The 23,438-nt window shown below is 72.8% G+C and carries 21 protein-coding genes; 8 read left to right on the plus strand and 13 right to left on the minus strand.

Annotation, left to right across the window (positions count from 1 at the left end; translation table 11 throughout):
* The 8 genes from T328_RS08945 to T328_RS08980 form a co-directional block, all read right to left on the minus strand.
* The coding region (locus tag T328_RS08945) for a hypothetical protein (protein ID WP_496495393.1) at positions 1 to 202 on the minus strand (202 nt) is incomplete at its 3' end.
* A 239-nt stretch (positions 203 to 441) separates the two neighbouring features.
* Positions 442 to 3,402 carry an FxSxx-COOH system tetratricopeptide repeat protein gene (gene fxsT, locus T328_RS08950; protein ID WP_496495394.1) on the minus strand — a complete coding sequence of 987 codons (2,961 nt, stop codon included), beginning with the start codon at positions 3,400 to 3,402 and terminating at the stop codon, positions 442 to 444.
* Between the two features lie 67 nt (positions 3,403 to 3,469).
* On the minus strand, positions 3,470 to 4,714 hold the full coding sequence (locus tag T328_RS08955) for an FxsB family cyclophane-forming radical SAM/SPASM peptide maturase (RefSeq protein ID WP_496495395.1): 1,245 nt from the start codon (positions 4,712 to 4,714) through the stop codon (positions 3,470 to 3,472).
* 203 nt (positions 4,715 to 4,917) lie between these two features.
* A complete protein-coding gene (locus T328_RS08960) occupies positions 4,918 to 5,133 on the minus strand; it encodes a hypothetical protein (protein ID WP_496495396.1) in 216 nt (71 codons plus the stop codon).
* Between the two features lie 65 nt (positions 5,134 to 5,198).
* Positions 5,199 to 8,549 (minus strand): SAV_2336 N-terminal domain-related protein, encoded by a 3,351-nt coding sequence (locus tag T328_RS08965; RefSeq protein WP_496495397.1) that lies wholly within the window; start codon positions 8,547 to 8,549, stop codon positions 5,199 to 5,201.
* Between the two features lie 5 nt (positions 8,550 to 8,554).
* Positions 8,555 to 9,649, minus strand: a complete 1,095-nt coding sequence (locus T328_RS08970) for an AAA family ATPase (protein ID WP_496495398.1) — start codon at positions 9,647 to 9,649, stop codon at positions 8,555 to 8,557.
* 327 nt (positions 9,650 to 9,976) lie between these two features.
* Positions 9,977 to 12,121, minus strand: coding sequence for a VMAP-C domain-containing protein (locus T328_RS08975; protein WP_496495399.1), 2,145 nt, complete (start codon positions 12,119 to 12,121; stop codon positions 9,977 to 9,979).
* Positions 12,118 to 12,627: a CU044_2847 family protein gene (locus T328_RS08980; RefSeq protein ID WP_496495400.1), complete on the minus strand. Its 510-nt coding sequence runs from the start codon at positions 12,625 to 12,627 to the stop codon at positions 12,118 to 12,120. The genes T328_RS08975 and T328_RS08980 overlap by 4 nt, the downstream gene beginning before the upstream one ends.
* Before the next feature lie 353 nt (positions 12,628 to 12,980).
* On the opposite strand from T328_RS08980, the gene T328_RS08985 reads away from it, so the two are divergent.
* The gene (locus T328_RS08985; RefSeq protein WP_496495401.1) at positions 12,981 to 13,163 is read left to right on the plus strand and encodes a DUF6104 family protein; all 183 of its coding nucleotides are present in this window, start codon (positions 12,981 to 12,983) and stop codon (positions 13,161 to 13,163) included.
* Positions 13,164 to 13,301: 138 nt separating this feature from the next.
* On the opposite strand, the gene T328_RS08990 is transcribed toward T328_RS08985, so the two are convergent.
* Positions 13,302 to 14,225: a YncE family protein gene (locus T328_RS08990; protein WP_496495402.1), complete on the minus strand. Its 924-nt coding sequence runs from the start codon at positions 14,223 to 14,225 to the stop codon at positions 13,302 to 13,304.
* A 399-nt stretch (positions 14,226 to 14,624) separates the two neighbouring features.
* On the opposite strand from T328_RS08990, the gene T328_RS08995 reads away from it, so the two are divergent.
* Entirely contained in the window at positions 14,625 to 15,044 is a 420-nt protein-coding gene (locus tag T328_RS08995) for a hypothetical protein (RefSeq protein WP_496495403.1), read from the plus strand.
* Here T328_RS08995 and T328_RS09000 read toward each other — a convergent pair.
* Positions 14,998 to 15,261: a hypothetical protein gene (locus T328_RS09000; protein WP_496495404.1), complete on the minus strand. Its 264-nt coding sequence runs from the start codon at positions 15,259 to 15,261 to the stop codon at positions 14,998 to 15,000. The genes T328_RS08995 and T328_RS09000 overlap by 47 nt on opposite strands.
* 491 nt (positions 15,262 to 15,752) lie before the next feature.
* Between T328_RS09000 and T328_RS09005 the strand changes: the two genes are divergently transcribed.
* From T328_RS09005 to T328_RS09020, 4 genes are all read left to right on the plus strand, one after another.
* Positions 15,753 to 16,424 carry a hypothetical protein gene (locus tag T328_RS09005; RefSeq protein WP_496495405.1) on the plus strand — a complete coding sequence of 224 codons (672 nt, stop codon included), beginning with the start codon at positions 15,753 to 15,755 and terminating at the stop codon, positions 16,422 to 16,424.
* A gap of 221 nt (positions 16,425 to 16,645) precedes the next feature.
* A complete protein-coding gene (locus tag T328_RS09010; RefSeq protein WP_496495406.1) occupies positions 16,646 to 17,608 on the plus strand; it encodes a DUF4097 family beta strand repeat-containing protein in 963 nt (320 codons plus the stop codon).
* 1 nt (position 17,609) lies between these two features.
* Entirely contained in the window at positions 17,610 to 18,764 is a 1,155-nt protein-coding gene (locus T328_RS09015; protein ID WP_496495407.1) for a PadR family transcriptional regulator, read from the plus strand.
* 90 nt (positions 18,765 to 18,854) lie between these two features.
* A complete protein-coding gene (locus T328_RS09020) occupies positions 18,855 to 19,844 on the plus strand; it encodes a fibronectin type III domain-containing protein (protein ID WP_496495408.1) in 990 nt (329 codons plus the stop codon).
* 20 nt (positions 19,845 to 19,864) lie between these two features.
* Here the strand turns inward: T328_RS09020 and T328_RS09025 are convergent, their stop codons facing one another.
* Positions 19,865 to 20,257, minus strand: a complete 393-nt coding sequence (locus T328_RS09025; protein WP_496495409.1) for an ATP-binding protein — start codon at positions 20,255 to 20,257, stop codon at positions 19,865 to 19,867.
* Between the two features lie 172 nt (positions 20,258 to 20,429).
* On the opposite strand from T328_RS09025, the gene T328_RS09030 reads away from it, so the two are divergent.
* Positions 20,430 to 21,272, plus strand: coding sequence for a helix-turn-helix domain-containing protein (locus T328_RS09030; RefSeq protein ID WP_496495410.1), 843 nt, complete (start codon positions 20,430 to 20,432; stop codon positions 21,270 to 21,272).
* Positions 21,254 to 21,541 (plus strand): DUF397 domain-containing protein, encoded by a 288-nt coding sequence (locus tag T328_RS09035; protein WP_496495411.1) that lies wholly within the window; start codon positions 21,254 to 21,256, stop codon positions 21,539 to 21,541. Before T328_RS09030 ends, T328_RS09035 begins: the two co-directional genes overlap by 19 nt.
* A gap of 297 nt (positions 21,542 to 21,838) precedes the next feature.
* Here T328_RS09035 and T328_RS09040 read toward each other — a convergent pair whose 3' ends face one another.
* The gene (locus T328_RS09040; protein WP_496495412.1) at positions 21,839 to 23,056 is read right to left on the minus strand and encodes an MFS transporter; all 1,218 of its coding nucleotides are present in this window, start codon (positions 23,054 to 23,056) and stop codon (positions 21,839 to 21,841) included.
* Positions 23,053 to 23,397 carry a VOC family protein gene (locus tag T328_RS09045; protein WP_496495413.1) on the minus strand — a complete coding sequence of 115 codons (345 nt, stop codon included), beginning with the start codon at positions 23,395 to 23,397 and terminating at the stop codon, positions 23,053 to 23,055. The genes T328_RS09040 and T328_RS09045 overlap by 4 nt, the downstream gene beginning before the upstream one ends.
* Positions 23,398 to 23,438 lie beyond the last annotated feature (41 nt).

Below are 23,438 nucleotides of genomic sequence, written 5' to 3' on the forward strand. Positions count from 1 at the left end.
TGCCGGGGGGCTTCGGCATCCTCACCACTGGCAGGGGACTGCGGCGGCTGCTCCCGCTGACCAGCCGCAGCCAGAAAGCGCGGCGCACGGTCACCGGGGGCATGCCGAGCCGCTTCCCTCGTTCAAAGAATTGTTCGGTGGCGTTCCCCGTCCGTCTGCTCACGGCCAGTCCGGCGACGACCGCTCCCAGCAGGCCGCCCATGCGTGGCCACTCCACGGCTCCACACAACCTACCGGGTCCTCCCAGGAGCCGGCACGGAACTACAGTCCGCCCGCTCAGAGCGCTCAGCGCGCCCCGCGGCGCTGAGATACACCTGCGAAGAACCCCCAGCCTCGGCGACTGGCCACAGCAACCACCCGGTCATGCACAGCACAGACCGAACTAGCCAACAGCGTCCCCCGGGCGGGGGTACGGCCCCCCCTTCTGCGCTGGTACGACGCCTACGTCGGCTGCGGCTCGAAGTCCCAGTACGGACGCTCCCGGCGCCGCGACGCGATGGTGTGCGGGTGGTCGGCGCCCAGCGTGTCGCTGAGGATCTGCATCGCCTCCCGCTCCACCTTCTTCGCCTCCTGCGAGCGGCGCTGCGACCGCAGGTCGTCCGCGAGCGCCATCATCGCCGACAGCGCCATGGGGTGCCGGTCGCCGAGGACCTCCCTGACGGTGCCGAGCGTCTGCCGGCTCAGCTCCTCGGCGTGGTCCAGGGCTTCCAGCCGGTTGCGGGTGGCGGCCGCGTTCAGCGCGCAGCCCAGCGTCCACGGGTGCGCGGGCCCGACGGCGGCGGTCATGCGGGTGAGCGCCAGCTCCGCGATCTCGGACGCCTCCTGCCAGTCGCCGGTGGGCCACAGGGCGAGCCCGACGTTGCCGAGGGTGCCGGCGGTGTACGGATGCTGCTCGCCGAGCATCGCCTCGTACCGCCGGTTGACCGACTCGGCGAGCTCCCGGGCCCGGTACAGGTCGCGGTGCTCGCGCAGGAAGGTGGCGTAGTCGGCCTCGACCATCAGGGTCTCGGGGTGCCGGGGGCCCTGGACCTGCGTGAACCGCTCGACCACGGACTCCATGAGGGTGTCGGCGTCGGTGAGCCGGCCCAGGCGGCGCAGGCACAGCGCGAGGTTGTGCTCGGCCCGGAGGGTCTGCGGGTTGTGCTCGCCCATGACCTGGCGGTGCAGCGCAGCGTTGCGCTGCTGCCGGGAGTGGGCCTCCTCGTAGCGGCCGAGGAGGCGGAGCGTCCAGGCGTAGAGGGTGCCGGAGGCCATGGTCCGGTGGTGGCGGGTGCGCAGCCGCCGCTCCCGCTCGACGAGCACGGCCCGGTGGATCTCCAGCGCGTCCTGGTAGCGGCCGAGCAGGGCGAGGGAGTCGGCGAGGTTGCTGCGCAGCGACATGGTGCGCGGGTGGTCGGCGCCGAGGAGGTCGGCGTACTTCTGCCGTACGTCGTCGAAGACCTCGCGCGCCGCCTCGTACTCGCCGAGGCCCAGCAGCGCGCCGCTCAGGCCGTTTCTGGCCAGCAGGAGGTCGGGGTCCTCCGCGTCCCGTACCGGCGTCAGCACCTCCACCAGCCGCCGGCCGGCGGCCTCGGACTCGCGGTAGCGGCCGAGGTTGCGCAGCGCCTCGGCGTGCCGGTGCGCCAGGGTGATCATCGAGCGGTGCGTCGGTTCGAGCCGGATGTTCCACGGGGCGAGCGCCAGCTCGCACATCTTCAGGGCGGCCCGGTACTCGCCGCGCTGGAGCAGGTAGTCGATGCAGTGCAGGACCAGCTCCTGCACCGCCGGGTCGGCGCTCTCCATCGCGCCGGCCGGCTCCAGATGCGGCAGCAGCTCGGCGTACCGCCCCCACTCCCGCGTGTCCATGGGACGCCGGGGGTCGGCCGCGGCGAGGATCCGGCAGGCGGTCGCCGACATGGCCTCCCGCTCGTCCTCGGGCAGATCGCTCCGCAGGAAGCGATGGTACAGACGGTGCATTTGGACCTTTTCGACCTCGGTCTCCGGCGAGGGGTCGGTGAGATAGTCGATCGTGACCGCGGTGGACTCGGACAGCCGGCGCAGGGCGGAGTGCCAGCTGATGGGATCGCTCGCCAGCTCCGCCAGATAGCCCGGCAGCTGGTCGCTGCGCTCGACGATGCGGGACACCGGGATGCTGTCCGGGGAGAAGAAGGCGAGCAGGTTGAGCATCGCGGCCGCCGCCGGGGCCTTCTCGCGCATCCCGTTCAGCGTTATCGACCAGCTGGTGAGGAAGCCCATCGGGTAGTCGGAGCCGATGCTGATGCCGACCTTGCCGGGCTCCTTCTCGCGCAGTAGCTCGATGTACTCGGCCGGCGCCATCGTGCTGGAGTCGAGCCACGCCGCGGTCTGGCTCAGCACCAGCGGCAGGTCCTGCACCGCCTCGGCCAGCCCGTCCGCGTCGTGCTCGGAGAGCCGGGGGGCGCGGCGGCGGGCGAAGGCGACGCTCTCCTCCCGGGTGAAGTGCGGGACCTCGATCTCCTGGGCGCCGCCGCTGACGGCCCAGTCCCGGGTGCGGGTCGTGATGAGCACGTGCCCGTCGCCCTCGGGGATGATGTCGTCGAGCAGCTCCATCTCGTCGGCGCTGTCGAAGACCAGCAGCCAGCGGCGGTACGGGCGGCCGGTGCGCAGCGCGTCGCGGACGCGGCGGACGCGGTCGCCGATGTTGCTGCCGACCGGGAGGTTGAGCCGTACGGAGAGGTCGGCGAGCTGCTCGCGGGCCGTCATGCGGTAGTTGGCGTTGACGAACCAGACGACGTCGTAGTCGTTGCCGAACCGGTGGGTGTACTCGATGGCGATCTGGCTCTTGCCGACGCCGGAGATGCCGGACAGCGCGATCCTGGCGCCCTGGCCGGCGGCGCCCGAGGACAGCGTGCCGTGCAGCCGCTCCAGGATGTCGTCGCGGCCGGTGAAGCGGTAGTTGCGGCGGGGGGTGTTGAAGACGACGGGCGGGTCGTTGGGGAACCGCGGGGCCCGCTCGGGCTCGCGGTCCGGGCGCACCGGGGTCTCCGGGTCGATGCCGAGCCGGGTCAGGACGCGGCGCCGGGCTTCGACGGTGCCGAGGTCGCGGAGGTCCACGGGCGCCAGCGCCGCCGCCGCGACCGGCATGGTGGTGGCCACACTGGCGGCGGCGAACCGCTGTCCGTGCTGCGGGATGATCGCCCGCAGCGCGTCGTTCCACTCGTCCTCTTCCCGCGGGCCGAGACCGAAGAACCAGTCGTCGAGCACCAGCAGGATGCGGTCGGGCGCCTGCAATAACCCCGACAGCTCGTCGACCAGCGGCCGGCCGGGCGCGGGGCTCCAGCGCAGCATCGCGGTGGGGTGTCCGAGCAGCTCCAGCTGATGGGCGATCCAGGCCGCCCAGGGGCGGTTGAACCCCGCGTAACTGATGCTGATGGGCTCGGCCATACGACCGTCTCCCTCCGGATTTCGAGACGGACCCTTGTGGGGGCACAGTACCCCATCTGGTGACCCGTCAGCTCACGCACGGCGGGCCCGCGGTGACCTTCCGCTGTGCCGCCACCGCGGTCGCCAGACGGTGCGCGGCGTGCCGGATCAGGCGCTCCAGATCGGCGCAGTACACGGAGGGGTTACGGAACCCCTCACCGGCCCGGAAGCGGTGCGCGTAGTTGCCGCCGCCGCACACGTCGACCACCGCGCAGCCGCGGCACTGCGCGGACAGCGCCCGCAGCCCCAGCTGCCGGGCGACGATGCCCGGGTGGTTCAGCGCCTCGTCGAAGGAGTTGCGGAAGACGTCGAGGCCGGTGCCCGACGCGTCTTCGTACACGAACTTGAGCGAGTCGATCTGCTCGATGGCGCCGTCGGTCTCCACCACGACCGCCGTGACCGGCGACAGGCCCACGGCCTCCGTGCCACTCGGCCGGCCCAGCAGCAGCCCGAGGATCTCGGTGAACAGCCGCACCCGCGGCGACGGCCGGGGCAGGTCCCACCACAGGTCGAAGACCTCGCAGAGCCAGTCGCCGTACGGGGTGGGGCCGCGCCCCGGCACCGCGGGCGGCGGCGCCGACCAGTTGGCATGCGGCAGCAGGAAGTCGACGACCGGCGGCTCCAGGGCGCACAGCGAGTCGAACACGGCGGTCGGCGAGGCGGTGACGTCGACCGTGCACAGGATGCCGCCGTAGCTCTCCGGATGGCGGCGCAGCAGCCGGGCCGCGCGCTCCAGCGCGGGCCAGGAGGGGCGTCCCGCGTGGTCGACGCGGCGGCTGTTCAGCCCGGGCGTGCCGCCGTCGGCGCTCAGGCCCACCCGGATGCCGGCGGCGGAGAGCGTCGCCAGCGCGGACTCGGTGAGCAGCGTGCCGTTGGTCTGTACGCCGGCGACGACGGTGCAGTCGGCCGGAAGGGTGGCGCGTACCTGCGCGGTCTGGCGGACCAGCGACGCGGCGCCGGCGAGCAGCGGCTCGCCGCCGTGCAGTTCGACGCGGATCCGGCGCAGCCCGTGGGCGCGTACGTGCTCGGCGATGCGCTCGGCGGTGCGGCGTGTGGTGGCCTCAGGCATGCGCGCCGGGCGGCGGCGCCACCCGCTGTCGGCGCCGTGGTACACGTAGCAGTAGGTGCACGACAGGTTGCAGCGGCTCTGCACCTTCAGGATGAACTGCCGGAACGGCACCGCCCGGACCCCGGTGGCGCGCAGCAGGTCGACATCCAGCAGCCGGCCCGGCCAGGGCGCCTCCTGCTCCGCGCCCGTGCCTCCGTAGTCCATGCGGCTCCCCGGTCCCCCCGAGTCCGGACGGTGACGACCCACCGCCCCTGAATGCATGGCGCACAAGTCACACGGGTGAAACCCGGCGGCAGCCCAACTGACTGTTTCTGTGCGTAATCTGCCGCGATCCGGCCGCCCGGCTCCTTCGGCGGGCTGTGCGAGGGCATCGGCCGGTGTGTGCGCCGTGACGTTGCGTCGGCGTCCTAATCGTCGTCGTCGTTGCCGTTGCTGAAAGAGGCGCCGGCGTCGTTGCCGGACGGCCAGGTGCGGAGCAGGTGGGCGACGGCTCCCGCGAGCACCGGGGGCTCGCCGCGGACGGCCACCGCATATACGTCGACGTCGCTGAAGTCGGGCAGGCGGACCGACGGGCCTGCGGCTGACGGTGTCCCGTCCCGCTTCGCCGACAGGGGGTTCTCCACGCTGTTCTCCTCCGAAGGGTGTGAGAGTCCTTCCCCGAACAGTCGTGCAGCGAAACGGACCGGGGTCAGTCCTCGGCTTCGAGGGTACGGATCTGCTCCCGGGTCAGCGCCGCCCCGGCGCTCTCCGTCTGCTCCGCGCGGTTCCACTGCTCCCAGGCGTCGCGGTACGCCCTGAGCGCCGCCGCCCGCCCCGCCGTGGGCCGCAGCATCTGCCCGCGCCGGTGGTGCGCGCGGGCGGCGTCGGCCGGGTCGCCGGCCCGTTCGGCCAGCAGGGCCGCGCGCCGGTAGCAGTCCGCCGCCCGCTCCTGCCGCTGCCGGAACTCGGTCCGCAGGTCTATCAGCAGCTGTACGTCCCCCAGCTCCAGCCAGGCGTGCGCCCGTACCCGCGGCGGCGCGTCGTCCTCGCGCGCGGCGAGGTCGAGCACCCACTCCGCCTCGTACAGGTCGGTGCGGGTGCCGAACGACTCGTAGCGCAGCCGCAGCGCCCTGCCGAAGAGCAACTGCCGCCGCGGCAGGTCCGGATGGCGCTGCGGCGTCTCCGCCAGCACCTCGCGCAGCACCGGCACCGCCCGGCCGCGCAGGTCGGTGTCGGTCGGGGTGAGCCGGGCGCGGCGCAGCAGCAGCTCGCCGTGCTCCGTCAGCACCTCGCCGTACAGCGCCGCGCCGGGCGGCAGCAGCCGCCGCGCGTCCGCCAGCCACCCGTCGGCCTCGACCAGCAGCTCGCCGGCGCCGCCGCGGGCGAACTCCGCGATGCGCACCTGGGCCTTGCGGCGCAGGCTCTCGGCGTGCAGCCGGTAGTCGTCGAGGGCGGCGGCGAGGCGGCCCGCCCGGTCGAGCGCGGCCAGCGCCCGGCCCGCGCCGGCGTCGCCGGCCGCGGTCGTGTTCGCCTCCGCCAGGTCGAGCAGCGCCTCGCACTCCTGCCGGCGCAGCTCCGGCCCGCCCTCCATGCGCAGCAGGTCGACGCCGGTACGCAGGTCGGCGGCGGCGCGCAGCCCGTACGCCCGGGTCTCGTCTATCGTCTGCTCCGCGTGGGCGCGGCCGAGGGTGACCCGGCCGCGGGCGAGGAACAGCCGGGCGGGCACCAGCTCGTCGTCGGGCCAGCCGGCCAGCAGCTCGTCTATGGTCTCCTCGGCCTCGTGCAGCGCGGCGCCGTCGCCGGTCAGCGAGTGCAGCCGGCGCAGCACCTCGGCGAGCAGGCCGCCGCGCTCCTGCCGGGCGGCGTGCGTGGTGGCCAGGGCGCGGCTGCCGCGGAGGTGGGCGGCGGACTCGCGGAGCGCGGCGAGGGCCTGCTCGTGCTCGCCGTCGGCCACGCGCTCGCGCGCCACCTCCCACATCACCTCGGCGTACGTGAGCCGTTCGCGCAGCGGCGGCCCCTCGGCCGCGACCGCGCCGCCGCCGCCCGCCGCCGCGCCGGGGTCCGCCGCGGCCAGTGCGCTACGGGCCCACTGCTCGGCCTCCGCCAGCGCGTCCGGCTCGCGCAGCCGCTGCCAGTGCAGCAGCAGGGCCCGCGCGAGCAGCCCCTGCTGGGCGGCGTCCCGCTCCTCGACGACGGCGCGCCGCAGGGCCCGTACGGCGTCCAGCAGGTCGCGGACGCTGCGGGTGCGCTCGTACCGCCCGAGCAGCTCCGCGCCGCCGGCCGCCGCGGGGCCGCGGAAGGTGGGCTGGAAGGCACGTAGCACCTGCTCGGAGACGCGCGCGAACTGGTCCGGGACCCTGCCCTCGCCGAGGTCCGGCTCGCGGTCCTCGCCGGAGAGGTAGGCGACCGCGACGGCGGGGAAGTTGCGCGCGCCCTGGCCGAAGGTCCGCTCGATGTACAGCGAGCAGTGCTTGAGCACGAGCGCCGCCTCGCCGTGGCTGAGCCGCCGCAGCAGCAGCTCGCGCACGCCGGGGCGGAAGTCGAACCACGGGTCGTCGCCCACCGGTTCGCGCCCCGGTTCACGCACTGACTCGGGCACCGGCTCGCGCGCCTCGACCAGCTCGCTGAGCAGGATCTCGGCGGTCTCCGCGGGCCCGGTGTCCGGGAACAGGGCGCGCTGCACCAGCCGGATGACGGGCAGCACCAGCGGCACCGCGGCCAGGTGGATGGCCAGCAGCCGGGCCGCCGGCGAGGCCGTCGCGTCGAATGCGGCGAGCGTGGCGGCCGGGTCGGGACCCACGTCGGCGGGCCGGGCGGTCGCGGCCGGGGCGGCGGCCGTGCCCCCGGCGGACCGGCGCACCCAGCCGGCGGCGCCGGGCAGCGACAGCCCCTCGCCGGCGGCCAGCAGCCGGGCCCAGGTGCCGATCGCGGCGGGCTCGGGCGCGAGCACGGGCAGCGGGCGGGCGTCGGCCGGGGGCGTGTCGCCGCGGGTGCCGGGGCGGAAGTCGAGCGTCGGGTACGGACCGGGGTGGCGGACGAGCAGCCCGGGCAGTGCGGCGAACGGCATCTCCCGCCACCGCCGGTGCGGTAGCGGCTGGACGACGGCGACGGGGGCGGTGCCGAGCCAGCCGTGCAGCATCCGCTGCATCCGGCCGTCGCGCCACATCGGGCCCGCGCAGTCGCTCAGCACGAGCGTCAGCCGGCGCCCGCCGGGGTCGTGCAGCCGGCCGGCGTCCTGCAGCATCGACGGGCGGCCGGCCTCGCCGGTGCAGCCGACGCGGCCGTCGGGCAGCGGGTGCAGGCGCTGCACGGTGACGTCGCGGAACGCGCCGGAGCGCTCGGAGACCGTGCGCAAGTCCTCCAGCAGCCGGCCCCACACCTCCATGGCGGGCGAGGCGTCCATGAGTAACTGCAGGGTGGCGCGCCGCCGCGGGGTCCGCAGCACGGGGATGACCAGGTCGGCCCGCGCGCTGAGTTCCGCGGTCTCGTCCTCGTCCAGCTCGTCGGGTGTCACCGCCGCGACGCGGGGCTGGTAGCGCCGGAGCGGGCGCAGGGCGCGCTGCAGCGGCACCAGCGCGGGCAGCGCGGGCGGCTCGGGTACGCCGACGCGGCCGACCTGGCGGTACGCGGGGGCGTCCGTGCCCGGCGCGCCGCGCGCGTCGTCGCGCCCCGGCGCACGCGGTGGGAGGACCGGGCCCGCCGCGAGCCCCACGTGCCGCTCGGGCGCCGCGTACGCCGCCGCGCCGGTCGCGTCCGAGGCGTCGTCGGTGTCCTCGGCGGCGTCGGCGGCGTCGGTGCCGCGAGCGTCGGTGGCGGTCGCCGAGCCGGGGTCGTCGTCGGCAAATGTGGCCGAATCCATGCGGGTCGCCGGCCCTCGCGCGGCGGCACCCGGATCCGCGCCGCCCGCCGCGGCATCCGCCGCCTCGGCGCTGCGCGCCAGCTCCTCGGCGAGCCACAGCACGTCGGCGAGGCCGCGGGCGTCCGGGGGCAGTCCGGCCGCCAGCAGCCGGCCCACCAGCTGCTCGGCCCCCTGCCCGCCCGCACCCCCGCGCCCCGCCATCGCGCTCACCGCGGCCTGTTGATGGGCCGCATCAGCTCCTCGGTGACGCGCCGGGCGGAGCCGTCCGCCGGATCCCAGTCGGCCTGCCGGGTCAGTTCGATGGCGTTGAGCAGTTGGTCCACGGCGCGTACGTCGCCGGCGCCGGCCGCCAGGAAGCGGTCGATCAGCTCGCCGAACCGCTCGTCGTCGCCCTCGGGGAAGTGCGCCCGCACCATCCCCGTCAGCCGCGCCCGGTCCGGCACCGGCAGCTGCAGCTCGATGCAGCGGCGGCGCAGCGGCGCCGGGAACTCGCGCTCCCCGTTGCTGGTGAGCACGATGAACGGGAAGGCGCCGCAGCGCACCCGGCCGCCGCGCACGGGCACTTTCGTACCGTCGTCGCTGAGTACCTCGACGACCGGCGCGCGGTCGGCGATCCGTTCCAACTCGGGGATCGTGAACTCGCCCTCCTCCAGGACGTGGAGAAGGTCGTTGGGCAGGTCGATGTCGCTCTTGTCCAGCTCGTCCACGAGCAGCACGCGCGGGCGCGCGGAGGGCAGCAGCGCGGTGCCGAGCGCGCCGAGGCGGATGTAGCGCCCGATGCCGCCACCGGGCTCCTCGGCGGCGTCCGTGCCGCTGGCGGTGTCCGTGCTGCCGGCTGTGTCCGTGCCGCCGGCTGTGTCCGTGCCGCCGGCGGTGTCGGCCCGCCGTGCGGCGCGCTCCAGTTGGGCGTCCTGCAGCCGGCCGATGGCGTCGTAGGCGTACAGGCCGTCGCGCAGCGTGCTGCGGCTGACGATGGGCCAGGACAGGACCCGGCCGAGGCCCAGTTCGTACGCCACCGAATGGGCGAGCGTGCTCTTGCCGCTGCCGGCCTGCCCGGTGACGAGCAGCGGGCGGCGCAGGTAGAGCGCCGCGTTGACCATCTCGCACTCGCGGGTGCTGGGCCGGTGGTGGCTGGCCTCGCGGCGCCGCTGGCCGAGCCTGCGTTCGGAGGAGGGCTCCAGCGCGGCCGGCGGAGGCACCGGTGGGCCGCCGTCGAATTCTCGCCAGGGCGGCGGTGCCGGCAGTCTCTCCATGCCGTCGTGGGGGGCGCCGGTGCCTCGGTAGATGAGCCACTCGCTCACGTCGTAACCCCTTTGTCGCCGACCGGGCAGCGGGCTTGCCCCACTGTCTGCCCGGCGACGGACGAGGGCAACCCTCACGGGGATAAGAGGCTAGCCGGGTGCGCTGACGTCGGGTGCCGAATCGGCCATTCCGCGTGGTGGCGGGCGGGTTTCGTCCAACTGCGCAGGCGGTGCGCGGTGTTCGCGTACGGCGCACCCGGACGACCGCGCGCCGTTCACCCGTTCACCGGCCCACATGGCCACCGGGTCACCCGTTCACGCCACCCGTACGAATGCGCCGGAACCTCCGCGGGGTGGGCTGCGCCCGGCGCGGCGGGTGAACGGCACTCACCCGCCCCCGCCGATGGCGTCATCCGCATCGTCGTAAAAGAGGATCACGTCCGCCGCACAGCCCCGACCCGTCTCCAGCGCCTCCCGGCGCACCGCGTGCAGCCGCTCCGGCAGCCCCCGCACGACCGTTCCCGCACCGTCCGTGAGCAGCGCCGCCAGCTCCTCGTGGTACGTCGCGCACGCCTCACCGCACTCGTCGTCCTCGTGGCCGTCCGCGCGCCACAGCGCCACCGCCGTCCCCTCGTCCAGCAGTTGCCCCACGACCGCCGCCCGGCCGCTGCCGCCGCCCAGCGAGTGGCAGAACACCGGCACCGCGCCGTCGTCCGCCCCGCGCCCCCAGCGCGGCGGTTCGGCCCGCTGCAGCCGCTGCCGCGGCGCCCGGCTCATCCGCCGCCACCGGTCCCGCCACAGCGGGTCCGGCTCCGGCCCGCCGCGTGCCGCGTCCCGGTGCACCACCGGCCGCACCGTGCCGGCCGGCGGGCGGGCCGCGGTGGCCCGGAGGGAGGCCGGCAGCTCCCAGCGGTACGTGGGCTGTGCCTGCCGCTCCTCCGGCAGCGCCACCTCCAGCCGCACCCGGGTCTGCGCCTCGGCGTCGGCGCCGAGCAGCTGCGGCGCGAGCGCCTTGAGCACCTGCTGCTCCACCTCCTCGAACGGCCCGCCGGCGTACGACTGGTCGAGGTCGACGTGCTCCCACTCCCCCTTGCCGTAGCCGCGCCGCACGGTCCAGTTGTAGCGGGGCACGGTCGGCGCGGCGGGGTCGCGGAACGGCAGTTCGTCGAACGTGACAAGGACGCTGACGGGGGCGCGCCGCACGTCCCGGATCTGCTGCCGCTCGGGCGGCGGCAGCTCGCCCGCGCGCTCCGCGACCCACGCTTCGAGAGAGTCGACGGCGTCGCGCGCGGCGGCGGGGTCCGCGGCGGAGCCGACGTCCGCCGCGGCCTCGCGGACGACGAGCTTGAGGTACAGCAGCATGTCGCGCAGCGCGCGCTCCGGCGCGCACTGCCGGTGCAGCAGGCCGTGGCCGTCGCGCCAGTCGCGCAGCCGCCGGTCGCCCAGCGGGCGGCCCTGGATGTCGAGTACGAGGTGCACCAGCCGCTCGACGACCTCGGGGTCGCGCGGCGCGGGCAGATCGGCGAGCCGCTTGAGCGCGCTGAGGCGGTCGAGCGCGCCCCAGGCGCCGAAGCGCAGCGGGCCCAGTTCGCGCTGCAGGTCGGTCCAGGACATGCGCTCGTCGTCGATGCCGTGGTGGCGGCGCCAGTGCCAGGCGTCGTGGAGCCGCATCAGCTCGCGGTACGGCTCGGGGCCCAGGCCCGGCGCACCGGGCAGTAGGTGGTCGGGCGAGAGCGCGTGCAGCTCGGCGAGGGAGACGGCGGTGCCGCCAGTGCCGGTGCGGTAGCGGGCCTTGACGACGCCGACGACCTCGCCGCGGCCGAGGTGCAGTACGGGCCCGCCGGAGGCGCCCTTGCGGATGGGGGTGGGGGTGCCGAGCAGGATCTGCTGCCCGTTGCGCCCGGCGAACTCGGCCTTCAGCAGCGCCGCGTCGCCACCCGCCCCGGCACGCCCGTGGGCGCTGAGGAGGACGGCCTCGTCGAGGAAGTCGTCGTAGCGGTCGCCCAGCCAGACCGGTTCGCTGCCCGCCGGGGGACGGGCGACGAGGCCGCGCTCGGCCCCGAACCGCATGCCGAACCGCCCCCCGAACTGCGACTCGTCCCCCGTCACTTCACCCCCGCCGGCCATCTCGCCCCGCCCGGGCAGCAGCCGCACCAGGGCCAGATCCGGTCCTACGTTCATCACTGCTTCGGCGAACGTCTCATCCCTTATCTCCGGGTCGCGCCCCATCCGTGCCGCCGTACCGTCCGGCGACGGCATGCTGTACTCCACCCGTCCCGGCACCGTGCGCCCGCCCACGACCACGCCGACCAACTCGCCCGGCGCCGTGCCGCGTCGCCAGCCGTCGGGGTGGACGAAGACGTGCGCGCAGGTCAGCACCCACTCCGGCGCGACGAGGAACCCGCTGCCCCACAGCGAGCGGTCCTTCGCGCCGGGCGCCGCCCGGATCTCGACGGTCGCCGCCGCGGCCAGTTCGCACAGCTGCCGCCGCGCGTACTCGCCGGACTCGCCGCTCTCGCTCGCAACCCTCATACCGGTGCGGACGCCGTCGAAGACGCGCCGGATGCACCAGATGCAGCCGTATCGTGCGCGGTGGGTGCGGCCGTAGGAGAGCCCGCGGGACCGGGCTGCCAGGTCAGCGTGACCGACAGCTGCGCGGTCGTCTTCGCGTCGGCCAGCAGCGCGATCGCCTTCCCCGCCCCGGCGGAGATCTCCACCCCGAACGTCACGCTCACCTCGTGCGGCGCGGCGGCCGCGGTCGCCGCCCGTACGGAGGCGGCCACCCCGCCGACGAGCGGCCCGAGCCCGGCGAGCCGGGAGGTCAACCGGCCCCAGTCGGCGACGTCTTCCACGTCCTCGTCCACGTCGGCGTCCGCGCCGTACGGGCCGGCGTCCAGACCGGCGTCCTCGCGGGCGCCCGCTGGCGCCGGGATCCCGGCCTGCGTCTCCAGCGCGACGCGCTCGTCGAGCGGTGTCGCCCGGACCCATACCTCGGTGCCGTCCGGCAGCGTCACGCGCTGCGGCAGGCTGCTGCTCATCCGATTCCCCCGACTACGCTGGGTGCCCAATGCACTGACATTAGTCCGCCGTCCGCCGCCTCGCGACAGCGCCTGTCCGGCCCCGGGCCGCTCGTACGAGAGGATTTCCGCCCAACCCGCGCGCGCGGCCTTCTCCGGCACCGGTGTCGGAAACCGGAACTGATCGCCGGGAGAACACCCCGACCCGGTAGCCGACTACGTCGACAAGGTCCTCCAGCGGAACCGCTGCGCGACGTCAGCCGGCGGATGCTGCACGCGCACCACGCACACCTCAAGGACTCCGCCGACTGATCGCTGATCAGCCCGTGGGCCATACTGAACCGGTTACCTTCCCCACTTCCGGAGCACCCACCATGTACTTCACCGACCGCGGCATCGAGGAGCTGGAGAAGCGGCGCGGCGAGGAGCAGGTCACCTTCGAGTGGCTCGCCGAGCAGCTGCGCACGTTCGTCGACCTGAACCCGGAGTTCGAGGTCCCGGTCGAGCGCCTGGCCACCTGGCTCGCCCGCCTTGACGACGACGAGGACGACGAGTAACCCGCGGCCCGGTCACAGCTTGCCGAAGGCGGTCTCGTCCTTCCGCCCTGCCTTCCCCTCCCGGGTGACCATCGTCACCTGCCCGCGGGGGTACGTAACCGCGCGCAGATGCCCCCGCGCGAGTTGCCATCGCCCCCGCTATGTGGCCAGTTCGAGCACATGGAGCGTGTCTCCCTGCGATTCCGTGACGTACGCATGCCGACCATCGGGCGTGATCGCTATCCCGCCGACGTCGTCACCGACGTCCAATGTCGTGGCCACGTCGCCGCTCTTGGTATCGATCACCTGGACGGCGCCGGACTCGTTACCCACGTAGACGCGCCGACCATCGGGATCCGTTGCCAACGCGGTGCTCCTTCCCTTGACCGGGATGGTGCTGCTCACCGTGTTGGTTTCGGCGTCGACCACTGACACCGCATTCGAGGGACTCGGCACACTGGGAAAGTGGGTGACGAAGAGGCAGCAGCCGCCAGGTGCAATCGCCATCTCAAGCGGCGCCTCCCCGTCGACGGGAACGGTTGCGGACACGGTGTCATGCGTCGTGTCGAACACCGAGACGGAGTTTCCGGTCTTGCTGGTTGTTCCGCCGGCGCCAAGAGCGGAATTGGCGATGTAGGCACGACGGCCGTCGCGGGAGAGAACAACGTCGCCGCGATCGGCATCCGGCAGCACAGTCCTGGCCGCCACTTCCTGGCCTTTCACATCGATGACCGCCACCCCGCCTCCTCGGTTGGCGGCATAGACCTGACGGCCATCGGGAGAGACGGCCAGGGAGTACAGAGGCCCGCCGTCGACGGCAACGCTGCCGGTGACCTTCTTCCCGGTGGTGTCGATGAACGACACGGCACCCGCGACGAAGCCGCTCGCAACGTAGGCTTGGCGGCCGTCAGGGCTGAACTGAATCTCCTTTGCTCCGTCAGCCATCGGGATCGTGTCGATCATCTCCTTGCGTTCGAGATCAACCACCGAGATGTCGTTCTCATTGGCCGTGTAGGCGTACCGGCCGTCGGGAGTCACCGCTACGGAAAGGGGACCGCGGCCGACCTCGACGCTGTCGATCACAGTGACGGATGAGCCGGCGTCCCGGCGATCACGCTCAGATTTCGAGTCGCCACCGCTCCGGTCGTCTCCACCTGACCCGCACCCCGCCGCCATCACGGCCATGACCAGGGCAGCAACGGGAGCCACCCTCGCCACCCGACCGGGAGCACTCCGCCCGGCCGACCCGGCACCCGCGTCAGCGCGACGCTGATCATCTCTCGCCGCCGGAGCGATCTCCCTCACAGTCGCTGGCCTCCCTCTCACCGCATGACCGACGGCACACAACGTAGCGCTCCTTCCCCGGGAGGAGGCCCGGAACGCCCTTCGCGCCTCGGGCACGGCCCCGCGCTCCAGGTCCCTGCCGGACGCCGCACTGAGTAGCCTCGGCCTGGCACTGGCGCCGGACAAGGCGTTGCCGACTTGGACGCTGCCGATTTGTGGACTCTGGCAGAGGTGCTTGATTTACCCGAGGACGAGTTGGACTCTGCGGTCGAGTCGACGTTGCGGAACCTGCGCGTCGAGCCGACCCATGTGGGCACGGCGTGCATCGAGGTGCACTGGAAGACTGAGGGACGACCGATCCAGATCAGCAGTGTCACCGGCGCGAAGGCGAGCGAGCCGATTGCCGAGACGCTGGAGGAGCGCTTGCCGCTGGCTACCGTTCCGGGGCTGGTACGGGTGCGGGAGCATCTGAGCCGGTGCAGGCAGGTCGTGAACTTCGAGGCGGAGTTTCGCCCGGCGAGCCGGGGCGTCGACCTGAACCCGGAGTTCGAGGTCCCGGTCGAACGCCCGGTCACAGCTTGCCGAAGGCGACCCCGCGCCACGTCCATCCTGCCTTGAGGACGGTGGCCTGCAGTGGGTGCTTCAGTTCCGAGGGGTCGAAGCGGGATGTCTCGGTCACTCCGAACGTGCCGTCGGCCTTCCGCCCGATCCTCCACTCCCGGGTAACCATCGTCACCTGCCCGCGCGAGTACGTGAGCGCGCTGCCGCCGCCCGGACTGACCTCCCACATCCGGTCGAGGGCACGGACCTCCTGCTGCGCCGGGACCAAACGCATGCACACCAGAAGAGTCCGCCGCACCCGGGTCCGACCAATCCGCCATTCAGCCACCAGGTCCGCGCCCTCCCGTCGGCCGTCCCGCACGACGTAGGGCACGTCCGGCCCGTTGAGCCGGACCAGAGCGTCCCAAACCTCCGCGGGGGAGCGCGATGGGACTCCCCTCTCGGGGTACTTCGTGCCGCTCAGCCTGTCTAAGAAGCCCATCAGACCATCCTTACTTCCCGGCTCGGGACCGAAGCCAGGTTCGGGTAGCCCTGCTGCTATCCCGGCGGTAAGGCGGGGGGCGTTCCCTGCCCCCGCCTCGCGGCGGCGATGGGCACCTGCCGGACCATACGGAGCCCGTCACGTCCCGTCTATTGGCGGTTCCGGCTACCTCGTCGCCGGGCGCAGCCGGCCCGCGGGGCGGTCACAGCTTGCCGGAGCGGAACCGCCCATCTGACGTGAGCGTGATAACCCGCAGCGGTCAACGTGACATGGTGGGAGGCGCCGTGCTTGCCGAGCAGTACGGGTACTGGGTGTCGGAGAGCACGGCCAGCACCGCCCGGCCCACGCGTCGTTGGCTGCAAGGGGCTCCCGAGCGCGAAGCAGCCGCAGAGAAGAAGTTCGGCGTTGGCTGCTTATTCGCAAGTGGCGTGCCTCTCGGGCTCATGCTCCTCATCGGAGTGTCGTCTGACAACCCGACACTCATGGTGGCGCTCTTCTCCGGAGTCGGCGTGTTGATCAGCTTAGGATCGCTGCTCCGCCAGCCGACGAGGGATCCGAAGAAGTTGTTCCCCGCTCTCTACGAGAAGAAATGGCAGGCGTGGCCGTGCCGCGTCGAAGCGCCGGCGCCCACGGGAGCCCGCGTGACCGCCACGGTCACGCTGCTCGGGCCCGCACAGGAGGCAGTTCGGAGGTTCCACGGACGGGTACCAGCCGCGACCTGGCATCGCATGACGGACGGGTACGGAGTCCTGTGGGTCTGCGGAGACCTACGTCTGCCCGTGCACATGGCGGATCCCGGCGGCGCCCCCGTCTGGCACATGGGTCCCGAAAAAGGGAACGGTGATGCAGCATCATCCTCCGCTACGCCCGAATGGGCCGGGGCGGCAGCAGAGGAGGCGGTCCGCGAGGCAAGTGCCGCGGCCACACAACAATGGCTGGAAGAAATGGGCTGGTAACGCCGTCAGCGCGTGGCGCTCGCCGAAGCGGAACGTGGCTGGATGCCGCTGGTCAACCCTGGGACACTGCCCGTGAGCGGCGGTGGGGCACCTGACGACGCGCAGCCCCCGTGCTTGACTTCCCGCCACCGCGATATATCGTGTCTGCGCAGAGACGCGATATGTTGCGTTGGGGTGTGAGTGCTCGCGAGAGCGCGAGTCAGGGAGTCAGGAGGCCGTCGATGTCGGTGCAGCTGGTGGCCGATCCCCAGACCCTCGCTTTCGAGGAGCCGGTCACGGCCCTGAAGGTGCGGATCGTCAACGGAGCCGTGCACGTGGTGGGGACGCACGACCGGGCGGGTGCGGCGCGGCTGGAGGTCAGCGAGATCGAGGGGCCGCCGCTGCGCGTCTGCCTGGAGAACGGTGAGCTGACGGTCGCGTACGAGGACCTGCCCTGGCGCGGCTTCCTGAAGTGGCTCGACCGCAAGGGCTGGCGCCGCCGCGTCGTCATCTCCCTCGCCGTGCCCGCCACCGCCCGCGTCGAGGTCGGCGTCGTCGGCGCCGACGCCGTCGTCTCCGGCATCGCCGGCCGTACGGACGTACGCGGCGTCAGCGGCGGCGCGACGCTCGTCGGTCTCTCCGGCCCGGTCCGCGCCGACACCGTCTCGGGCGAGCTGGAGGCCCAGGCCCTCGAAGGCGACCTGCGCTACAACTCCGTCTCCGGCCCTCTCACCCTCATAGACGGAGCCGGCGGCAGCGTCCGGGCCGACACGGTCAGCGGCGACATGGTCATCGACCTCTCCCCCGCCGCCCGCGCCGCGGACGTCCGGGTCAGCACGGTGTCGGGCGAGATCGCCCTGCGGCTGCCCGAGGGGCCCGACGTCGAGGTGCACGCGAGTACGACGAGCGGCGCGGTCTCCAACGCCTTCGAGACGTTGGACGTCAGCGGCCAGTGGGGCGCGAAGTCCGTCGACGGCCGCCTGGGGACGGGCAAGGGCACGCTGCGCGCGACCACCGTCTCCGGCTCCCTGGCCCTGCTCCGCCGGCCGCCGGGGGTGGACGAGGAACCGGAGGACGCGCCGCCAGTCGACGCCACGGGCCCGGGCGGCGCGACCGGCCCGGGGGACCCGACCGGCACCGGAGACCCGACCGGCACGGGTTACCCGACCGCCACGGGGGATCCGACCGACAAGAAGGTGTTCTGACATGCCCCCCGTCTTCGCCCACGGCCGGCTCCGGCTCTACCTGCTGAAGCTCCTCGACGAGGCCCCCCGCCACGGCTACGAGGTGATCCGCCTCCTCGAAGAGCGCTTCCAGGGCCTGTACGCGCCCTCCGCCGGCACCGTCTACCCGCGGCTCGCCAAGCTGGAGACCGAGGGCCTGGTCACGCACACCTCCGAGGGCGGCCGGAAGGTCTACGCGATCACCGACGCCGGCCGCGCCGAACTGGCCGCCCGCCAGGCGGAGCTGGCCGAACTGGAGCTGGAGATCCGCGAGTCCGTCGCCGAGCTGGCCGCCGAGATCCGGGCTGACGTCAGCGGCACGGCCAGCGACCTGCGCCGCGAGATGCGGCAGGCCGCCAAGGAGGCCCGTACGTCGGGCGGCGGCGGCGCGCACGCCGGGGAGAAGGAGTCGTGGCGGCAGGCGAAGGAGGAGTTCAAGCGGGCGAAGCAGGAGTTCAAGGAGCAGGCGAGGCGCGCGAAGGATGAGACGCGGCGGGCCCGGCAGGACGCGGAGCAGGCACGCCGGTACGCGCGCGAGACGCAGGAGCGGGTGCGCAGCGAGGCGGAGCGGATCGCGCGGCAGGTGCAGGAGCAGGTGCAGACGAGGGTCCGTACGGGCGACTGGCAGAGCGGCTTGATGGACGGTCTGGCGGAGCTGACGCGCGAGTTGGGCAACCTGGGCGGCTTCGGCGGCCGTGGTACGGGCGGTGCAGGCGGTACGGGCACGGGCGGTGCAGGCGGCACCAGCGGTACGGGCACCGGCACCGGCGCACCCCCCGGCTCCCCCGCCGACAAGGTCGCCGACGCCGCCACCCCCGGCACCACTCCCGGCGCCCCCACCGGCGCGGCCTCCGGCCTCGGCGGCATCTCGGCCCCCTGGCCCCCGTACCTCAAACCCGACCCCGCCGACACCCCCGACTGGGCCGAGGACGACACCCCGCAGGACGCCACCCCCGCCGAGCTGGCCCGCGAACTGGAGCGCCTGCTCGACCGGTTCCGCGACGACGTCCGCGACGGCGCCCGCGACAACGGCGTCTCCCCGGACCAGCTCCGCGAGGCCCGCCGCCACCTCTCCACCGCGGCGGCCCACCTCGCCGCGCTGCTGCGCGGGGGCCGGGGCGGCGGCACGTCCGGCTGAACTCCGGGCCGACGCCGACATCTTGAAATGTACGCGGTGAGTGTGCGAAAAAGGTCTGGACCTTTGCTCGCACGATGAGAGGCGTCCCTCGTGAGGCCCACCCCCACGCTCGCCGCGCTGAGCACCACCGCCGCCTGCCTCGTGGCCCTGACCGCGACCTCCTGCAGCTCGGACAGCGGAGCCGCCGAACCACCCGACACACCCGCCGTGCCGACCGGCGTGACCGTCTACACCAGCAGCTCCACGTCGGTGCACGTCATGTGGAACAAGTCGGCCGCGACGGAGAAGGTGCGGCGGTACGAGGTGTACCGTAACGGCACCAAGATCCAGAACGTACCGGCCGCGCAGCACATGATCGACGTCACCGGCCTCAAGCCGTCGTCCTCGTACACCTTCTCCGTACGCGCCCGCGACGCCGACGGCAAACTCTCCGACGCGGGCAAGGCCGCCCCGGTCACCACCCCGTCCGCGGACGCCGACGACAGCAAGCCCCCCACGCGGCCCGCCGGCCTCAAGGCGCGTGCGGACGGGCCCCGTTCGGCCACCCTGACCTGGACGAAGTCAGAGGACAACAAGGAAGTCACGTCCTACGACATCTACCAGGAAGGCACCAAGATCCACAGCGTCGGCGGCACGCAGACCACCGCCTCCGTCACCACCCTCCGCCACGACACCCGCTACACCTTCACGGTCAAGGCCCGCGACGCCGCCGACAACTCCGGCCCGGAGAGCCCGTCGGCCACCGTCACGACGGAGCCGGAACCCGAGGGCAGGGCGGGCGCGGAGGTCCCGACGGACCTGCAGGTGACGGCCCGCGAGGACGCCGGCGTGTGGAACCTGGACCTGGTCTGGAACGCCCCGAAGGCGGACGGGGACGTCACGGGGTACGAGGTCTACGTAGACGGGGAGTTCGCCTCGCAGTTGACGCTGGGCGAGTCGGCGCCGAAAGACACCGGCCGGATCAGCCTGCCGTTGGAGAAGCAGACGAAGGCGACGTACGCGGTGAAGGTGCGGGCGAAGCTCCCGGACGGGAAGTGGGGCCCGTTCACGAAGGAAGTCACGGTCACGGCGGGCGGCTGAGGGCCGCCTTCTCCGCAACGTCACTTCGGCAGGGTGACCCGCGCCCACACGGTCTTCCCCAGCGGCGTCCGGTCGTGATGCCCCGTGCACTCCGCCAGCTCGGCCACCAACTGGAGCCCGCGGCCTCGTTCGTCCTCGGGCCCGGCCGCAAGCCTGCGCGGCGGGACGCGGGTCGCGTCGCTCACCTCGACCAGACAATCCCGCCCACGCAACGTGAGCCGGACCATGAACAACCGCCCGGGCGTGCGGGCGTGCTGGACGGCGTTGGTCGCCAGTTCGCTGCAGATCAGCACGACGTCGTCGGCGGCGTCTCCGCAGCAGCCCCACCCGGCGAGGGCCTTGGCGACCTGGGCGCGGACGAGGCGGACGCATTTGGCGTGGGGGGTGAAGAGCATCTTCCACGTGGGGGTCATGGGCTGGCTCCGTGGGCCGGTCGATCAGTTGGACAGGGGGGCTAGACAACTACGCTCTGTAGCGGGTTGACTACAAGTGTGCCGCCAGGGGGGCCGTGTGACGACGCTCACACAGGTCGGCGCGTGGGCCCACGGCGGTTGTTCCACACCTTCTGCGACGGGAGATCGGCGCATGCCACCACGACGAGCAGTCACGGGACGAAGCCAGGAAGCGCGCCAGCGCTATGCGGAGGAGCTGCGGTTACTGCGGACGAAGAAGGGAGAGAGCCTGCGGCAGCTCGGCGAGGCGCTGGGCTGGGATCCGTCGTTGTTCCACAAGCTGGAGACGGGGGCGACGCTCGGGAGCCCGGAGGTCGCCGAGGCGCTGGACACGCATTACGGGACGACGCCGCTGGTGCTGGCGCTGTGGGAGGTGGCGGCGGCGGATCCGACGCAGTTCAAGGAGCAGTATCAGCGGTACATGACGCTGGAGAAGGAGGCGACGAGCTTGTGGCAGTTCGCGGTGAGTACGGTCCCCGGCCTGCTCCAGACCGAGGCGTACGCACGCGCGTTGCTTTCGGCGGGCGGCGCGAAGGGCAACGAGCTGGAGCAGCAGGTCGAGGCCCGCATGAACCGCCGCATGCTGCTGGACAGCGCGCGTGAGCCGCGCTTCCGGGCCATTCTCTCCGAGGCGGTGCTGCGTACGCCGCTGAGCGACCCGAAGGCGTGGCGGGAACAGCTGGAGTACTTGCTGGAGATGGCCGAGCACCCAGGAGTGACGCTCCAAGTGCTGCCGTTCAGCGCCGGGTTGTACGGCCTCGACGGCACCGACGTCATGTTCCTGCGGCTACCCGAAGGGCGTACCGTTGCCTATACGGAAAATGCCCATCGCGGCGAACTCGTCCAGGAAAACGGGTCAGTTGAGCGTTTGCAGCTCGCGTACGATGCCGTCCGCGACAAGGCGCTCACACCGGCCGAGTCGCGCAAGCTCATCGTGCAGACGTTGGAGGAAGTCCCGTGCGACGAATCGACCTGAGTACCGCCACCTGGCGCAAGAGCAGCTACAGCAACTCCGACGGCGGCAACTGCATCGAGGTCTCCGACGACTTCCTGCAGACCGTCACCTGGCGCAAGTCGACCCACAGCAACCCCGATGGCGGCGAGTGCATCGAGGTGTCCGACGACCACCCCGCCCTCGTCCCCGTCCGTGACAGCAAGGACCCCGACGGCCCCGCCCTGATCTTCGAGGCAGCCGCCTGGACCGCCTTCGTCACCGCCGTCAAGGCGGGCGAACTCTCCGCCTGACTCCGCATCCGACGCCGCCCTGCCCCGCCGCCCACGGCGACGGGGAGAGGCGGCGTCGGCGTGCAGGGGCCCGGGGCCGCCCCATCTCCTGAGTGTGCGGCAGGCGTCCGCCGTGAAGAGCGTCCCTTCTCTTCGCTCCGGGACCTCGCTACGCGAGGGAATCCACGCGCGGGTGGCCCCGGGTGTGCCTCTCCGTGGCGAACCTGCCGTAATAATCTCCTTGAAAGCGAGCAAAACAGGCCCACAAGTCGCCCCCCACCCCCCACCCACCAAACGCACCGCGGCCCGTTGCCTGCGTCACCGGGCGTACTCAGGTGCCCCCGGCGGCTTCTCCGCCCGGCTCGCTCGCCCCTCGGCGACGGTGACCGAGGTGGCGAGCAGTGCCAGGACGGCAGCGGGAACGCCGAGCAGGGTGACCGACAGCCAGTCCTGGGTCAGACCGCCGAGTACGCCGCCCACCGCGACGCCGACGTAGATCGCGGAGGAGTTGAGGCCGAGGAGAACAGGCGCCGAGGCGGGTGCAATGGTCACCAGCCGGTGCTGTTGCACGACCGAGGCCGCTCCGTCGGTGGTGCCCCAGACGGCAGCCCAGACGGTTGCGGAGAACAGGTGGTTGACCGTGAGTGGGCTGATCGCGAGCAGCGCGGTGCCGCCGGCGAGTGCGGCGACCGCGACGCCGAGCGCTGGACGCTTGTCCGCGAGGTAGCCGGCGAAGAAGTTGCCGGCCAGGACTCCGATGCCCCAGGCGAACAGGATCAGGGTGAGCGCCTGGGGGAACGATCCGGTGGTGGCTTCGGCGGAGACCGTGCCGATGTACGTGTAGACGGTGAAGTGCCCGGCCATCACCAGAAGCGTCGCCGCCAGGATGGTGAGCACCTTGGGCCGGCGCAGCGGAGCCAGCCGGGCGGTCAGGCTCGCCGCAGGCAGCACCACCCTGGGCAACGACGCCGAGATCCCGATCGCGGCAACGACGCCCAGCGCCGCAACGGCCCACAGGGTCAGCCGCCAGTCGACGCTGCCGATCAGATTGCCCAGGGGCATGCCCAGCGCGGTGGACAGCGTCAATCCACCGATGACCAGAGCCATTGCGCGGCCCCGCCGTTCGGCAGGCGTGATCGCGACGGCCGCGCTGGAGGCGGTGGCCACGATCGTGGCGGCCCCGAGCGCGGTGAGAATCCGGGCCAGCATCGCCAGCGGATAGGTCGGGCTGAGGGCGGTCAGGACGTTGCCGACGACGAACACGATGAGCGCCAGCTGCAGAGCCCTCCGGCGATCCAGCGGGCTCAGCAGCCAGCTCAGTACCGGGGCGGCGACGGCGAGCGTCAACGCGAACATCGTCACCAACTGGCCGGCAGCCGGGACGCTCACGTCGAGGTCGGCGGCAATGGCGGGCAGGAGTCCCGCCATCACGAATGCGTCGGTACCGACCGCGAAGGTCGCCAACGCCAACGGAAGCAGCGGCCTGACGAGGTGCCCGGCCCCCTGTGGCCTCGTCTCGGTTTCGGTGCGGCTCAAGCGTGGTCTCCTGCCTCTTGGGACAGGCTGAACTCCACGCCCTGATCGTCGGTGCAGTGGGCGTACGCGCCGGAGGGGATGGTGACCGGATCTTCCGCCGTACCGCCGAGTTCGCGCACCCGGGCGACGGCGGCCTCGATGTCGTCGACGGCGAAGTAGATCCGGGGGTGCCGGGACGCGTCGTCGTGCGGCGCGCCGCCCATCGGCTCCGGCCCCTGGATCATCGAGTAACCCGGGAAGTTGCCCTCGTAGAACCTCCAGCCGAACAGCGAGCCCCAGAACCGCTGAGTCGCCGCGATGTCGCTGCTCGGCAGCTCGAAGTACGTGACTCGTCCACTCATAGCCCTGCCCCCTCATGTCAGCGTGCTGACATCCACCGTAT

The sequence above is a fragment of the Streptomyces sp. CNX435 genome (genome assembly GCF_059570575.1).

What these genes read in the sequence shown, in the direction of transcription:
- T328_RS09030 (WP_496495410.1), top strand. Translation starts at nt 20,430, where the DNA reads ATGCCACCACGACGAGCAGTCACGGGACGAAGCCAGGAAGCGCGCCAG.
- fxsT (WP_496495394.1), bottom strand. Translation starts at nt 3,402, where the DNA reads ATGGCCGAGCCCATCAGCATCAGTTACGCGGGGTTCAACCGCCCCTGG.
- T328_RS09045 (WP_496495413.1), bottom strand. Translation starts at nt 23,397, where the DNA reads ATGAGTGGACGAGTCACGTACTTCGAGCTGCCGAGCAGCGACATCGCG.
- T328_RS08975 (WP_496495399.1), bottom strand. Translation starts at nt 12,121, where the DNA reads ATGAGGGTTGCGAGCGAGAGCGGCGAGTCCGGCGAGTACGCGCGGCGG.
- T328_RS08955 (WP_496495395.1), bottom strand. Translation starts at nt 4,714, where the DNA reads ATGGACTACGGAGGCACGGGCGCGGAGCAGGAGGCGCCCTGGCCGGGC.
- T328_RS08985 (WP_496495401.1), top strand. Translation starts at nt 12,981, where the DNA reads ATGTACTTCACCGACCGCGGCATCGAGGAGCTGGAGAAGCGGCGCGGC.
- T328_RS09010 (WP_496495406.1), top strand. Translation starts at nt 16,646, where the DNA reads ATGTCGGTGCAGCTGGTGGCCGATCCCCAGACCCTCGCTTTCGAGGAG.
- T328_RS08965 (WP_496495397.1), bottom strand. Translation starts at nt 8,549, where the DNA reads ATGGCGGGGCGCGGGGGTGCGGGCGGGCAGGGGGCCGAGCAGCTGGTG.
- T328_RS09000 (WP_496495404.1), bottom strand. Translation starts at nt 15,261, where the DNA reads ATGCGTTTGGTCCCGGCGCAGCAGGAGGTCCGTGCCCTCGACCGGATG.
- T328_RS09015 (WP_496495407.1), top strand. Translation starts at nt 17,610, where the DNA reads ATGCCCCCCGTCTTCGCCCACGGCCGGCTCCGGCTCTACCTGCTGAAG.
- T328_RS09025 (WP_496495409.1), bottom strand. Translation starts at nt 20,257, where the DNA reads ATGACCCCCACGTGGAAGATGCTCTTCACCCCCCACGCCAAATGCGTC.
- T328_RS08980 (WP_496495400.1), bottom strand. Translation starts at nt 12,627, where the DNA reads ATGAGCAGCAGCCTGCCGCAGCGCGTGACGCTGCCGGACGGCACCGAG.